Below are 13652 nucleotides of genomic sequence, written 5' to 3' on the forward strand. Positions count from 1 at the left end.
GGAAGCAGCCGCACCGGAACAGCGGCCGCCCCGCACAGCAGCCGCACCCGAACAGAGAAGCACCCGCACCACCCGCCACGCCCCGAGGAGCCGCAACCGTGTCCACGCCCGAAGAGAATCCGCGCCCCACACCCGTGGACGTACCGCTGATCCGGGTCGGCGCGCCCACCCCGTCCGCGCCCTCCGAAGGCTGCGGCGACGACTGCGGCTGCGGTGACGGCTACGACGCCGACGCCCTGGAGTGCGGCCTGGACCCCGGCCTCGCCCTGCTCCTTGCCGAGGCGGGGCTCGACCCCGTCCAGGTCGAGGACGTCGCCCATGTGGCCATCGAGGAGGACCTGGACGGCGGGGTGGACGTCACGACCGTGGCGACCGTCCCCGAGGACGCCGTGATCACCGGTGACTTCACCGCCCGTGAGGCCGGGGTCGTGGCCGGGCTCCGGGTCGCGGAGGCGGTCCTGTCGATCGTCTGCACCGAGGAGTTCGAGGTCGAGCGGCACGTCGAGGACGGCGAGCGCGTCGCCCCCGGCCAGAAGCTGCTGACCGTCACCACCCGCACCCGCGACCTGCTGACCGGCGAGCGCAGCGCGCTGAACCTGCTCTGCCGCCTCTCCGGCATCGCCACCGCCACCCGCGCCTGGGCGGACGTGCTGGAGGGCTCCGGGGCCCAGGTCCGCGACACCCGCAAGACGACGGCGGGGCTGCGCGCGCTGGAGAAGTACGCGGTGCGCTGCGGCGGCGGCGTCAACCACCGGATGTCGCTCTCCGACGCGGCCCTGGTCAAGGACAACCACGTGGTCGCGGCGGGCGGGGTCGCGGAGGCGTTCAAGCGGGTCCGCGCCGAGTTCCCCGACCTGCCCATCGAGGTGGAGGTCGACACGCTGGAGCAGGTCCGCGAGGTGCTGGACGCGGGCGTCGATCTGATCCTGCTGGACAACTTCACCCCGGCCGAGACCGCCGAGGCGGTGGCTCTGGTCGACGGCCGCGCGATCCTGGAGTCCTCCGGCCGCCTCACGCTCGACTCGGCCCGCGCCTACGCGGACGCGGGCGTGGACTACCTGGCCGTCGGCGCGCTCACCCACTCCTCGCCGATCCTCGACATCGGCCTGGACTTCCGCGAGGCATCCACCACCAGCGACGGGGCCGAAGCCTGATGCTGCTCACCATCGACGTCGGCAACACGCACACGGTCCTCGGCCTCTTCGACGGCGAGGAGATCGTCGAGCACTGGCGGATCTCCACCGACGCCCGCCGCACCGCCGACGAGCTGGCGGTCCTCCTCCAGGGCCTGATGGGCATGCACCCGCTGCTCGGGATGGAGCTGGGCGACGGCATCGAGGGCATCGCCATCTGCGCGACCGTCCCCTCGGTCCTGCACGAGCTGCGCGAGGTCACCCGCCGCTACTACGGGGACGTGCCCGCCGTCCTCGTCGAGCCCGGCGTCAAGACCGGGGTGCCGGTCCTGATGGACAACCCCAAGGAGGTCGGCGCGGACCGCATCATCAACGCGGTCGCCGCCGTCGAGCTGTACGGGGGACCGGCGATCGTCGTCGACTTCGGCACCGCCACCACCTTCGACGCGGTCTCCGCGCGCGGGGAGTACGCGGGCGGGGTCATCGCCCCCGGCATCGAGATCTCCGTCGAGGCGCTCGGCGTCAAGGGCGCCCAGCTCCGCAAGATCGAGCTGGCCCGGCCGCGCAGCGTGATCGGCAAGAACACCGTGGAGGCCATGCAGTCCGGCATCGTCTACGGCTTCGCGGGCCAGGTCGACGGGGTGGTGGCCCGGATGAAGAAGGAGCTGACCGCCGACCCGGACGACGTCACGGTCATCGCGACGGGCGGCCTTGCTCCGATGGTGTTGGGGGAGTCCTCCGTCATCGACGAGCACGAGCCGTGGCTGACGCTGATCGGGCTGCGCCTGGTCTACGAGCGGAACGTCTCCCGCGCGTAAGGGGCGTCGCACGGGACCCTGGCGTACCTGCGGGAAGGGCCGGGGGCGGGGCCGCGCCACCGCTCTCGGGCACGCCGCGCCACCGGCAGCCAGTTAAGCCGATTTTGTCCATTTAGCACGTATTGTCGCGTCATGCCCACGCCCTACGGTTCACGAGGCGGCATGGCGTTCAGCGCGGACGAGCTGCGGGTGCTCCGACGTGCCCTCGCCATCGCCCTCCACCCCATGCCCCTGTCCGACGAGGACGTCCAGGACTGCCTGCGGCTCGCGGGCTCCGTGGACGAGGCGGTCGGGGAGGCGGGCCGGCTGCGAGCGTTCCTCCTCGCCGACCTGGCCCGCTACCGCGACGCCCTCCCCGGTTCCGTCACCGGCTATCTGGAACTGCTCCAGGACGCCCTGGCGGCCGGTTACGACCCCCGCCCCGACGACCTGGCGGCCCTGCGGGCGCTCCGCGGCAGACCGACGGCCGCGGCTCTCCTGGAGCGCTGCCAGATCCTCGCGGAGCGCTCCGTACGGGCCCGGCTCGCCGGCTGCGCGCCCGCCCCGACGGCCCCCGCCCCGCGCGGCCGGCTGCTCGCCCTCCCCGGCGGCCGGGGAGCCGACCGGGAGCCGGACCGCCCCAAGGCCCCGGCCGCCCCGGCCCCGGGCCGCACCCCCGCCCCGAAGCGCCCGGTGCCCACGCCCGGCGAGGTCTTCCCGCCCCGCCGCCGCCCCACGCCGCCACCGGCGGAGGAGGAGCGCGCCGCGGGCTGACCCCCGCCTCCCTGCGCACCCGGACGCGGCGGCCTTCCCGAGGAGACGGGAGGTCGCCGCGTCCCGTCGTACGGGGCTCGCTACTCTGGACGGCATGGACTACGTATCCGCGCTCGTGCCCCCCGTGGTGATGGCCATCTTCTTCATCGGTGTGGTCGTGACGATCGTCAAGAGTCAGGGCGGTCCGAACAAGACCAAGGAGGACGACGCCGTGGACGCGGCGATGGCGCGCGCGGAATCGGTAAAGCAGACCGCTCGTCCGGAGAATGCCTGACGGCTGCGGCGGTCCCTCCGCACCGCGGAACCCGTCGCCCACTCCTCGGAGCGCACGGCTCACCGGAGCCGTGCGCTCTTTTGGCTCTGTAAATAACCAGTCATTCGGGACATCTGGCACTAAAGTGATCCCGTGCCCCGCCAATTGGGAGAGCTGGAAGACGCCGTGATGACACGCGTCTGGCAATGGAACCGTCCGGTCACGGTGCGGGAAGTCCTCGAGGACCTCCAGCGGGAACGGTCCATCGCCTACACGACGGTGATGACGGTAATGGACAATCTCCATCAGAAGGGCTGGGTCCGCAGGGAAGTGGACGGCCGGGCATATCGATATACGGCCGTCTCCACCAGGGCCGCCTACTCGGCCGCACTGATGAACGAAGCCTGGTCCCAGAGCGACAACCCGGCCGCCGCCCTTGTCGCGTTCTTCGGGATGATGTCGCCCGAGCAGCGCGAAGCACTTCAGGACGCCGTCCGTATGGTTTCCCCGGGCCCCGTGGAGACCCCGGCCGATGACACGGAGTCCGAGAGCGGGCGATAGCGTCGGGGCCATGTCCTCCGAGCAGCCGCAAACCGAAGCGGATACCGACTTTCATACCGACCCGTCGGTAAATAGGCCCGCCATCACCGTCCGCCGTGCCAGGACCAGTGATGTGTCATCCGTACGCCGCCTCCTCGACGGGTACGTGTCCGGTGGCATCCTGCTCGACAAAGCCACCGTCACCCTTTACGAGGACATCCAGGAGTTCTGGGTCGCGGAACGCGACGAGGACGCCCGGGTCGTCGGCTGCGGCGCTCTCCATGTGATGTGGGAAGACCTCGCGGAAGTCCGGACCCTCGCCGTCGACCCCGGCATCAAGGGGGCCGGGGTGGGGCATCACGTACTGGAGAAGCTCTTGCAGACCGCCCGTTGGCTCGGGGTCCGCAGGGTTTTCTGCCTCACCTTCGAAGTGGACTTCTTCGCCAAGCACGGGTTCGTCGAGATCGGAGAGACACCGGTCGACACGGATGTCTACAGTGAGCTGCTGCGCTCCTACGACGAGGGCGTCGCCGAGTTCCTCGGTCTCGAACGGGTGAAGCCGAACACCTTGGGCAACAGCCGGATGCTTCTGCACCTGTGATGCGCGGATGATGCGCTCAAGCCGTGCCGTCATCCCCGCATCCCTATGTCCGAATCGCGCACGTTTCCCGTGTTCTCGCGCTCCTGAACCTCTCCCGGGGGTTTGTGTTTTCCCGGGAAAAGCGGTTTCCTTTCCGCGTACTCCCTTTTCTTCGATGAAAGGAAATCCCGTGGCACAGAAGGTTCAGGTCCTTCTTGTCGATGACCTCGACGGTGTCGAGGCGGACGAGACCGTGACGTTCGCGCTCGACGGCAAGACCTACGAGATCGACCTCACCACGGCCAATGCGGACAAGCTTCGCGGTCTTCTCGAGCCCTACACCAAGGGCGGCCGCCGCACCGGTGGCCGCGCCGCGACGGGCCGCGGCAAGGGCCGCGCCGTCTCCGGTGGCAACAAGGACACCGCGGAAATCCGCCGGTGGGCGCGGGAGAACGGCCACAACGTGAATGACCGCGGCCGCGTTCCCGCCGAGATCCGCGAGGCTTACGAGAAGGCCAACGGCTGATCCGACGTACTGCCGTTCCACAGCCCGGCCCGGGCACGCGACAACCGGACCCGATGGCACTCCGTCGCCGCCGCGTCCACCAGGCGTACGAGATCGGGGGCATCCCCACCGCTGCTCCCGAAGCCCGCGAGAGCGGGAAGCGCCGGCCCGGGCGCAAGCCTCGGCTCGGGGGGCCGCAGCCATACGGCGGCCCCCGGCGAGCCCGCACCGCCCCGGAGCGACGGAGCGGTGATCCGGCCCCCGGCCCCCAGGGCGGTCAGATCGGGCGCGACGGGACCCCATTCCAGCCAGTCGAGCAGCCCCGGCAGCTCGTCGGCGCCGCCCGGGGCGACCAGCAGCCCCATCCGGTCACCGCTCAGCAGCACCGGCCCGGTCCGCACAGGGCGGCGCAGCAGGGCACGGCCCGCCTCGGCGGGAAGCTCCAGCACGTCGAAGCGGATCCCGGTGAGCAGCCGCACCGGAGCGCGCCCTTCGGTCGCCCAGCCGAGCTTCCGCTCGTACCACCGGGCGAGAGCGGTGGGCCCCGGACCGAGGGAATCCGGACCGAGGGAATCCGGACCGGTGTCGGGTGACGATCGGGGCGGCGGGACGGTGAGGGCCATGTCCGATGAACCCCCGAACAGACGGCGAAGTTACGCACCGTCCGCAGATGATCACTTTGCGTCTCTGTTTCCGGGGCGTACGGGAGTGTTCGGCAGCGCAAGGTTGTTCGCCCGTAGCGGAGGGAACCGGGGCGCGCCGCATGGACTGTCAGTGATTGCGGGTAAGACTTTCCTAGTGGGAAGGGGCGACACGCAGGCCGAGGCGTCTCACGTTCGCCATCGGCGTACTGGCGATAGGGGTATCTGCCTGGCCTGCGGGAACATCGTCTCGCACCATCGGGTTGGAGCAGTTGTCAGCTGTTCGGCAGTAAGAATCCCCGCCCGGTGCGGGGTGATCCGGACGGATGTCGGCAGTTGGAATGAGCTGTCCCGTCCTGCGGGACTAGCATGCGGAAGGACTGGGAGGGGACCGACCCCTCACTGACCGACCGCTCTGAGGAGCGATTAACGATGTTCGAGAGGTTCACCGACCGCGCGCGGCGGGTTGTCGTCCTGGCTCAGGAAGAAGCCCGGATGCTCAACCACAACTACATCGGCACCGAGCACATCCTCCTGGGCCTGATCCACGAGGGTGAGGGTGTCGCCGCTAAGGCCCTGGAGAGCCTCGGGATTTCGCTCGAGGCGGTCCGCCAGCAGGTGGAGGAGATCATCGGGCAGGGGCAGCAGGCTCCGTCCGGGCACATCCCCTTCACCCCGCGAGCCAAGAAGGTCCTGGAGCTGTCGCTCCGCGAGGCCCTTCAGCTGGGCCACAACTACATCGGCACCGAGCACATCCTGCTCGGCCTGATCCGCGAGGGCGAGGGCGTCGCCGCCCAGGTCCTCGTGAAGCTGGGCGCCGACCTGAACCGGGTCCGGCAGCAGGTCATCCAGCTGCTTTCGGGCTACTCGGGCGGCAAGGAGACGGCGGCCGCGGGCGGCCCCGCGGAGGGCACGCCCTCCACCTCCCTGGTGCTCGACCAGTTCGGCCGGAACCTCACCCAGGCCGCTCGTGAGTCCAAGCTCGACCCGGTCATCGGGCGCGAGAAGGAGATCGAGCGGGTCATGCAGGTGCTGTCCCGCCGGACCAAGAACAACCCGGTCCTCATCGGCGAGCCCGGCGTCGGCAAGACGGCGGTCGTCGAGGGCCTGGCCCAGGCGATCGTCAAGGGCGAGGTGCCCGAGACCCTCAAGGACAAGCACCTCTACACCCTGGACCTCGGCGCCCTGGTCGCCGGTTCGCGGTACCGGGGTGACTTCGAGGAGCGTCTGAAGAAGGTCCTCAAGGAGATCCGCACCCGCGGCGACATCATCCTGTTCATCGACGAGCTGCACACGCTGGTCGGTGCGGGTGCCGCCGAGGGAGCCATCGACGCGGCGAGCATCCTCAAGCCCATGCTGGCGCGAGGCGAGCTGCAGACCATCGGTGCCACCACGCTCGACGAGTACCGCAAGCACCTGGAGAAGGACGCCGCTCTCGAGCGCCGCTTCCAGCCGATCCAGGTCGCGGAGCCGTCGCTGCCGCACACCATCGAGATCCTGAAGGGTCTGCGCGACCGTTACGAGGCCCACCACCGGGTCTCCATCACGGACGAGGCCCTCGTCCAGGCCGCGACCCTGGCCGACCGGTACATCTCGGACCGCTTCCTGCCGGACAAGGCGATCGACCTGATCGACGAGGCCGGATCGAGGATGCGCATCCGCCGGATGACCGCGCCGCCGGACCTCCGCGAGTTCGACGAGAAGATCGCGGGTGTCCGCCGCGACAAGGAGTCGGCCATCGACTCCCAGGACTTCGAGAAGGCGGCCTCCCTCCGTGACAAGGAGAAGCAGCTGCTGGCGGCGAAGGCCAAGCGGGAGAAGGAGTGGAAGGCCGGCGACATGGACGTCGTCGCCGAGGTCGACGGCGAGCTGATCGCCGAAGTCCTGGCCACCGCCACCGGTATCCCGGTCTTCAAGCTGACGGAGGAGGAGTCCTCCCGTCTGCTGCGCATGGAGGACGAGCTCCACAAGCGCGTCATCGGCCAGAAGGACGCCATCAAGGCCCTCTCGCAGGCGATCCGCCGTACGCGAGCCGGTCTGAAGGACCCGAAGCGCCCCGGTGGCTCGTTCATCTTCGCCGGCCCGTCCGGTGTCGGTAAGACGGAGCTGTCCAAGACGCTCGCCGAATTCCTCTTCGGCGACGAGGACGCGCTGATCTCCCTCGACATGTCGGAGTTCAGCGAGAAGCACACGGTTTCCCGCCTCTTCGGTTCGCCCCCCGGCTACGTGGGCTACGAGGAGGGCGGCCAGCTCACCGAGAAGGTGCGCCGCAAGCCGTTCTCCGTCGTCCTCTTCGACGAGGTCGAGAAGGCCCACCCCGATATCTTCAATTCCCTGCTCCAGATTCTGGAGGACGGTCGCCTGACCGACTCCCAGGGTCGGGTCGTGGACTTCAAGAACACGGTCATCATCATGACGACCAACCTCGGGACCCGGGACATCTCCAAGGGCTTCAACCTGGGCTTCGCCGCCCAGGGCGACGTCAAGACCAACTACGAGCGCATGAAGGTCAAGGTCAACGAAGAGCTCAAGCAGCACTTCCGGCCGGAATTCCTCAACCGTGTCGACGACACGGTGGTCTTCCACCAGCTGACCGAGGAAGACATCATCCAGATCGTCGACCTCATGCTCGCCAAGGTCGACGAGCGGCTCAAGGACCGCGACATGGGCATCGAGCTCAGCTCCGAGGCCAAGTCGCTCCTGGCGAAGAAGGGCTACGACCCCGTGATGGGCGCCCGGCCGCTGCGCCGGACGATCCAGCGCGAGATCGAGGACGTCCTCTCCGAGAAGATCCTCTTCGGTGAGCTGCGCCCCGGCCACATCGTGGTCGTCGGCGTCGAGGGCGAGGGCGACGACAAGAAGTTCTCGTTCCGCGGCGAGGAGAAGTCGGCCCTGCCCGACGTCCCCCCGATCGAGCAGGCGGCAGGCGGCGCCGGCCCGAACCTGTCGAAGGACGCGTGACGCGGATGTAGGGCGTGAGCCCGAGCGCGTGTGAGGGGCTGCCCCGGAATCGGCTTTACGGCCGGTCCGGGGCAGCCCCTTTCCGTATACGTCAGCCGGGAGAGGCGTTGAGCCGGTTGCCCAGCTCCTCCGCCCCGATCAGATGCTGCCTGGTCAGCCCCAGGACCTGCACCTGCAGGCCCGGCCAGGAGTGCAGAGGCGTGAGGTCCAGGACGCGCCGGGCGGAGACATCCAGTCGGAGATGCCTGACCCCGCAGCATCCTGAGGTCCCCGTCGCGGTCGGGGCCGGCACGGAAAGTTCCTCGATGGTGGGTACGGATACCGCGCCGACAGGTCGGTGTGCCCAGGGGAAGGCGTTGAGGAAACCGTTCCCATTTGCTCGCGAAAGCGCGGCCCAGCCACGGGTGGGCCAGCGCCCAAGCGCGGGCATGAGGAATCGCGGGGGCTCCCCCGATGTCCGTGATCAGGGAGGTCACGAACCAGGTGTCCGGCTTCGGGGTGGACATCGTGCGTGGATCGGGCAGGAACGCCAGTGCCGCCGGTCCCAGCCGGGCCAGGGAGGCCACCTGGCTGTCGTCGGTCGGTGGGAACAGCGCCGCCGTGCTCTCCCGTACTGCTCTCCGTACCGCCTCGTCCAGCCAGGTCGCGTGCTGGGCGCACAGGGCGGCCAGGACATGGACGGCGGTGCGCTCCTCCGTACCGGCCTCGTACCGCAGACCCACGTCCAGCAACCCGCTGACGAGTACGGCGAGTTCACGCCGTCCGCAGTGCCCGGCCGCCAGCAGGATCACGTCCTGCCAGGTCTCCTCGTCCGCGTGGCGCAGCAGTTCGTCGAGGTGGTCGTCCTCGACGAACTCCTTCGCGGTCAGGTAGTCCTGGAAGGTGCGGTGGATGAACTGGTAGGTGTCGTCGGCGTGTTGCTGGAGCAGGCCGCTGCGGTTCAGCAGATGAGTGAGGGTCCTCTCGGGCCGCCCCTGGGCGCTCACCCGTTCCATCCCCGCCAGCGCACGGCCGATCTGGCGCAGGGCCTGGTCCCGGGTGAACTCCGACTGGCCCTCGCGGACCAGCCACACCGCGATCCGCTGGAGAAGCTGGGTGTGTTCCTCGACGTCCAGCTCGACGCCCTCCGGGTCACCGATCCGGCGGCGGCGGTCGCGGTGGCCGAGGAGCATCCCGAGCGCCGAGCGGTACAGCTCCCACCGGGTCTCCGGAAGGAAGCCGTCGCGGCGGATCGGGTGTCCGGGTAGCGGGCCAGGAGCCGGGACAGCCAGGTGTGTGCCTGCTCCCGGTCCTCCGGCGGCACCTCGTCCAGTCCGTCCACCAGCAGCAGCGCCCGCCCGGCCTCGAGAACTCGCCCCGCCCACCCTTCCGGGGCCGCGTCGACCACCAGCCCCGCGGCACTCCACAGCTCCGCCGGGCCCGGGAACGTCACCCCACGAGCACGCAGAGTACGCAGCGGTACGACGAAGGGGACCAGGCCGTTCAGCGGGGCCAGGTCGTCGGTCAGGGTGCGGGCCGAGGCATGGGCGGCCAGCCACCAGAGCAGGGTCGTCTTGCCCGCGCCCGCCTCGCCGCGCAGCAGGACGCGGGGCCGGTCGGTGAGGAGGGCGTCGATGCGCTGGGGCAGGGGCGACCCCTGGGAGATCCGGTGCTGCGCCTCAGCCTGGGCCTCCAGGCTGAGGTAGGCCGTGTCCAGGTCCCATTCGGAGTCGTGCCGGCTCAGCTCGTCCAGGCCGAAGATCTTTGTGCGGCGGTACGCGACGCCGAGCGCCTTCGCGTACTCGGCTTCGTACTGCCAGTCCTTCGGAAAGTTGCCGTGGGCGTACTCGGCCCGCAACTGGGTGTCGGCTCTGCGGTAGGCGCCCTCGAGCGGTTCGGCCGTCAGGATCTGGTCGATCGATACGCCCTCGACCCGGCGGCCCTCGCGCTGGAGCGGGACCTGGCGGGCGATGCCCAGGAGTACGTCCCCCAGGAAGACCGGTCCGCCGGAGAGGCCGGCCAGGGCCGGGGGCTCGTCGTCCGGACCCGCGGCGGGCGGCGAGTCCAGTTCACAGACCAGGAGGTCACGGAGCTGGTCGGCCAGGGGCAGGACCGTCGCCGTGTACTGGTCGGCCTCCAGCCGCCGGTCGGGCCCGTAGCGCTGGACCCGGGGAAAGCCGGTGATCTCGCAGCCGGGGATGGCTTGGCGGGTGCTCACCATGCCCAGCCGGGCGGGCGCGACCGGCCGCACCGGTTCGTCGGCCAGGAGGAGGGCCGCGTCCAGGCGGTGGTCGATCCAGGCGACGGTGGCCCGGTTGCGGTCCCGGTTGGCGGGGTGGGCCACCTGGGCGGAGTCGGTACCGGCGACATGGGCGCAGGTCAGGACCAGCCGGTCGGTGAGGAGGACGCCGCTGCCCCGGCGGGCGCCGAAGACGGCCACCGTACGGTCGGCGGGGTGGGTGGGGGCGCGAACGAGACGCTCACGGGCGAACCGCCCCGTCACCGGCTTCCGCGCCGCCCTCGGCCCCATCACCGAATCCCGCCGTGGACCCCGTGGCCCCGAACTCCTCCGCAGACCCGTCGTCCTCCGTGCCGATCGCCCACGCCTCCCCGGTCACCGCGTTCCGGGGACTCAGGGTGGAGGCGACCTTGTGCGTACGGCCCGTGGCCCGGGACGCGTCCGCGCCCGGCTCGACCACCCAGGCCTTCACCTTGCCGCCCGCCTTGGCCTCCTTGCGCAGTTCGAGGGTGAACTCCATCTGGATGTGCGGGCCGAAGGTCCCGAATCGGAAGGACTTAGGTCCCACCGGCGGTGACAAGGCGCACAGGCCGAAACAGGCCTACTACCCGTGACCGTAGATGGTGCCCGGCCCGGTGGAGGGACCTTCGCCCCGGCGGGCGGACGCCGGTCCCACGCTTCGGGCGATACGGCCCGTTCGCGGCGCCATGTCCGGAAAAGTGCCCACAGAACAGCGTTTAAACCTCGTTCGGGTGAGGGATTTCGTCGCCCGTCCATGGCTCCCGAAACGGGACAACCGAGACGAATTCCCGACCCCCTCTCTACGGCTTTTCTTCGTAGATGGGGTGTTTGAGCACCGGCGGGGGTGCGGGTTACCAAGGTTGAGCAAGCCCGGACAGCACGCCGGGTCCACTCACCTTCGGAGGACTTCACCGTATGAAGCGCGCAACGAACCAGCTCACCATCCGCCCGTCCGCCTCCCGCATCCGCGGCGCCGTTCTGGCCGCCGGCCTGGGGGCGTCCGTGGTGCTGGGTGCTGGCACGGCGTTCGCCTCGGGCACCACGGGTGCCACCGGTACCGCCGCCCTCGCCGCGGGCACCACCGCCGAGTCGGTCGCCCAGCAGGCCACCGCGCAGAGCAAGGCCGCCGCCAAGAAGGCGTCGGACGCCAAGAAGAAGGCCGAGGACAAGAAGAAGGCGGCCAAGAAGAACGCCGCCTCCTGGAAGTCCCCGGTCAAGAAGTACACGCTGACCGCCAGCTACGGCACCGGCGGCGCCCGCTGGGCCGCCAAGCACTCCGGCCAGGACTTCGCCGTGCCGGTCGGCACCCCGGTCTCGGCCGTCCACACCGGCACCGTCGTCAAGGCCGGCCCGAACGGTGCCGGCGACGGCCCCGCGTACGGCAACGCCGTCGTGATCAAGCACTCCAACGGCAAGTACTCGCAGTACGCGCACCTGTCGAAGGTCAACGTCAAGATCGGCCAGAAGGTCAAGACGGGCCAGAAGATCGCCCTGTCCGGCAACACCGGGAACTCCAGCGGCCCGCACCTGCACTTCGAGATCCGCACCACCCCGAACTACGGCTCGGCGCTGAACCCGGCCGCGTTCCTCCGCTCGGTGCACGTCTCCATCTGATCCGGCCGGCGTAACCGCGCGGTCCCCGGCCGGAGACCAGGCGCCCAGCGCCGCCCGGCACCCGGCGGCCGCGCAGCACAACCGAAGAGCGTTCAGTGGACCCGTTACACCCCGGTACCCGGGGCGTGCGCCCGGGTCACCCGACCGACGGCGACGTCGAGGACAGCCTCATGGCTCACTCCTCGGGGTCGCCGTCGGCGTTGCCGGACACCCTCCATGGGCGGTCTCACCCCTGCGGCTGCCGCTCCTCCGCGCCCCGCAGCATCGGGAAGCTCCCCGTGTTCGTCGGGGCGTGTTCCGGCAGCCACAGCACCGCGATCGCCCCGCCCGTGCCCTCCGCCGCACCCGAGGGCGCCGCGTTCCGGAAGGTCAGCCGGGCCCCCAGCACCCGCGCCTGGCCCGCCGCGATCGTCAGGCCGAGCCCGTGTCCGTGCCCGGCCCGGTCCATCGACCCCGTACGGAACCGGCTCGGCCCGTCCCGCAGCAGCTCCTCCGGGAACCCCGGACCGTGGTCCCGGACCCGGACCACCCGGCCCTCCACCGTGACCTCCACCGGGGTGGAGCCGTGCTTGGCCGCGTTGCCGAGGAGATTGCCGAGGATCCGCTCCAGGCGGCGCGGGTCCGTGGAGACCCACGACTCGTGCACCACCTGCACGGTCACATCCGGGTCCAGCAGCCCGATGCGGCGGCTGACGAACTCCCCGAGCGGCAGCTCCTGGAGTTCCGCCCGCTCCGAAGCGCTGTCCAGGCGGGCCACCTCCAGCACGTCCTCGACCAGCGTCCGCATCGCCTGGGCCCGGTCCCGTACCAGCTCGGTCGGGCGGCCCGGCGGCAGCAGCTCGGCCGCCGTGAGCAGCCCGGTCACGGGGGTGCGCAGCTCATGGGCGATGTCGGCGGTGACCCGGCGCTCCGCCTCGATCCGCTCGTTCAGGGCGTCGGTCAGCGCGTCGACCGCCCGCGCCAGCTCGTCCGTCTCGTCCCGCACGACCCCGCCGACCGCTTCCCGTACCCGGACGTCGGTCTGGCCCTGGGCGACCAGGACCGCCGCGGCCGCCGCCTTGCGCAGCCGGCGCGAGAGCTGGCCGCCGATGAGGACGCCGAGCGCGCAGCCGCCGAAGACGACCGAGACCGAGCCGATGATCAGCGCCCGGTCCAGGTCGTCCATGATCGTGGCGGACCGGTCGGCGAACCGGGTGTGCAGCGAGAGCACGTCCCCGTTGGCCAGCGGGACGGCCGCCCAGACGTCGGGCACCCCGTCGGGGGTCTCGGCCACATGGGTGGCCCGCCGGTTCTTGCGGACCTCGTCGCGCAGGCTGGGCGGGATCGCCGGGTCGTTGAGCTTCGCGCCGAACTTCGGCAGGTTCTTCTGGGTGCTCGCCGCCTCGTGGAACCGCTGGGCGCCGAGCAGCCGCTCCAGCTGCACCTCGCGGGCGTTCTCGATCATCGAGACCCGGGCCGCGTTGTGGACGACGAGGCTCAGCGCCACCGCGATGAGCGCGCCGACCGCGGCGATGGCGATGCTGATCTTCCAGCGGACACCGGTCCGCAGGGCCAGCCGCTTCATACGCCCCCCACCGGCCGCTCCACGGGCCCCATCAGGCCTGCCGGCCTCATG

At 70.5% G+C, this 13652-nt stretch carries 12 protein-coding genes and 2 pseudogenes; 9 read left to right on the plus strand and 5 right to left on the minus strand.

Annotated elements, in window-relative coordinates:
• The first annotated feature begins 134 nt into the window (after positions 1-134).
• The 7 genes from nadC to DJ476_RS19480 all read left to right on the plus strand — a co-directional run bounded on the left by nadC (position 135) and on the right by DJ476_RS19480 (position 4603).
• Positions 135-1154, plus strand: coding sequence for a carboxylating nicotinate-nucleotide diphosphorylase (nadC, locus tag DJ476_RS19450; protein ID WP_208853584.1), 1020 nt, complete (start codon positions 135-137; stop codon positions 1152-1154).
• On the plus strand, positions 1154-1951 hold the full coding sequence (locus DJ476_RS19455) for a type III pantothenate kinase (protein WP_019762599.1): 798 nt from the start codon (positions 1154-1156) through the stop codon (positions 1949-1951). The genes nadC and DJ476_RS19455 overlap by 1 nt, the downstream gene beginning before the upstream one ends.
• 162 nt (positions 1952-2113) lie before the next feature.
• Positions 2114-2704 carry a hypothetical protein gene (locus DJ476_RS19460; protein ID WP_112491148.1) on the plus strand — a complete coding sequence of 197 codons (591 nt, stop codon included), beginning with the start codon at positions 2114-2116 and terminating at the stop codon, positions 2702-2704.
• A 94-nt stretch (positions 2705-2798) separates the two neighbouring features.
• Positions 2799-2978 (plus strand): hypothetical protein, encoded by a 180-nt coding sequence (locus tag DJ476_RS19465; protein ID WP_018489332.1) that lies wholly within the window; start codon positions 2799-2801, stop codon positions 2976-2978.
• Positions 2979-3110: 132 nt separating this feature from the next.
• The gene (locus DJ476_RS19470; RefSeq protein WP_079167656.1) at positions 3111-3518 is read left to right on the plus strand and encodes a BlaI/MecI/CopY family transcriptional regulator; all 408 of its coding nucleotides are present in this window, start codon (positions 3111-3113) and stop codon (positions 3516-3518) included.
• A gap of 10 nt (positions 3519-3528) precedes the next feature.
• The gene (locus DJ476_RS19475; protein WP_164837661.1) at positions 3529-4098 is read left to right on the plus strand and encodes an amino-acid N-acetyltransferase; all 570 of its coding nucleotides are present in this window, start codon (positions 3529-3531) and stop codon (positions 4096-4098) included.
• Positions 4099-4267: 169 nt separating this feature from the next.
• Positions 4268-4603 (plus strand): histone-like nucleoid-structuring protein Lsr2, encoded by a 336-nt coding sequence (locus DJ476_RS19480; protein ID WP_018489329.1) that lies wholly within the window; start codon positions 4268-4270, stop codon positions 4601-4603.
• Here the strand turns inward: DJ476_RS19480 and DJ476_RS19485 are convergent.
• A complete protein-coding gene (locus DJ476_RS19485) occupies positions 4582-5205 on the minus strand; it encodes an SCO3374 family protein (protein ID WP_112491149.1) in 624 nt (207 codons plus the stop codon). The two genes, DJ476_RS19480 and DJ476_RS19485, sit on opposite strands and share 22 nt — an antisense overlap.
• Positions 5206-5655: 450 nt before the next feature.
• On the opposite strand from DJ476_RS19485, the gene DJ476_RS19495 reads away from it, so the two are divergent.
• The gene (locus DJ476_RS19495) at positions 5656-8184 is read left to right on the plus strand and encodes an ATP-dependent Clp protease ATP-binding subunit (RefSeq protein ID WP_053560686.1); all 2529 of its coding nucleotides are present in this window, start codon (positions 5656-5658) and stop codon (positions 8182-8184) included.
• A gap of 91 nt (positions 8185-8275) precedes the next feature.
• Here the strand turns inward: DJ476_RS19495 and DJ476_RS34580 are convergent, their stop codons facing one another.
• The 3 genes and pseudogenes from DJ476_RS34580 to DJ476_RS19505 form a co-directional block, all read right to left on the minus strand.
• Complete coding sequence (locus DJ476_RS34580) at positions 8276-8476, minus strand: hypothetical protein (RefSeq protein WP_162638555.1); 201 nt, start codon at positions 8474-8476, stop codon at positions 8276-8278.
• 67 nt (positions 8477-8543) lie between these two features.
• Positions 8544-10603: pseudogene (locus DJ476_RS19500) on the minus strand (NACHT domain-containing protein); the annotation flags it as partial.
• Between the two features lie 40 nt (positions 10604-10643).
• Positions 10644-10964 (minus strand): annotated as a pseudogene (locus tag DJ476_RS19505) (trypco2 family protein); the annotation flags it as partial.
• 374 nt (positions 10965-11338) lie between these two features.
• Here DJ476_RS19505 and DJ476_RS19510 point away from each other — a divergent pair.
• Positions 11339-12037, plus strand: coding sequence for a M23 family metallopeptidase (locus tag DJ476_RS19510; RefSeq protein WP_070204508.1), 699 nt, complete (start codon positions 11339-11341; stop codon positions 12035-12037).
• A 226-nt stretch (positions 12038-12263) separates the two neighbouring features.
• Here the strand turns inward: DJ476_RS19510 and cseC are convergent, their stop codons facing one another.
• Positions 12264-13601 carry a two-component system sensor histidine kinase CseC gene (gene cseC / locus DJ476_RS19515; RefSeq protein WP_103421620.1) on the minus strand — a complete coding sequence of 446 codons (1338 nt, stop codon included), beginning with the start codon at positions 13599-13601 and terminating at the stop codon, positions 12264-12266.
• Between the last annotated feature and the right edge of the window lie 51 nt (positions 13602-13652).

Origin of the sequence: Streptomyces bacillaris (genome assembly GCF_003268675.1) — a bacterium.
Taxonomy (GTDB): Bacteria; Actinomycetota; Actinomycetes; order Streptomycetales; family Streptomycetaceae; genus Streptomyces; species Streptomyces bacillaris.

Excerpts from the sequence above, each read along its gene's own strand:
- DJ476_RS19455 (WP_019762599.1), top strand. The coding sequence starts at position 1,154 with ATGCTGCTCACCATCGACGTCGGCAACACGCACACGGTCCTCGGCCTC.
- DJ476_RS19460 (WP_112491148.1), top strand. The coding sequence starts at position 2,114 with ATGGCGTTCAGCGCGGACGAGCTGCGGGTGCTCCGACGTGCCCTCGCC.
- DJ476_RS19465 (WP_018489332.1), top strand. The coding sequence starts at position 2,799 with ATGGACTACGTATCCGCGCTCGTGCCCCCCGTGGTGATGGCCATCTTC.
- DJ476_RS19475 (WP_164837661.1), top strand. The coding sequence starts at position 3,529 with ATGTCCTCCGAGCAGCCGCAAACCGAAGCGGATACCGACTTTCATACC.
- DJ476_RS19485 (WP_112491149.1), bottom strand. The coding sequence starts at position 5,205 with ATGGCCCTCACCGTCCCGCCGCCCCGATCGTCACCCGACACCGGTCCG.
- DJ476_RS19495 (WP_053560686.1), top strand. The coding sequence starts at position 5,656 with ATGTTCGAGAGGTTCACCGACCGCGCGCGGCGGGTTGTCGTCCTGGCT.
- DJ476_RS19510 (WP_070204508.1), top strand. The coding sequence starts at position 11,339 with ATGAAGCGCGCAACGAACCAGCTCACCATCCGCCCGTCCGCCTCCCGC.
- cseC (WP_103421620.1), bottom strand. The coding sequence starts at position 13,601 with ATGAAGCGGCTGGCCCTGCGGACCGGTGTCCGCTGGAAGATCAGCATC.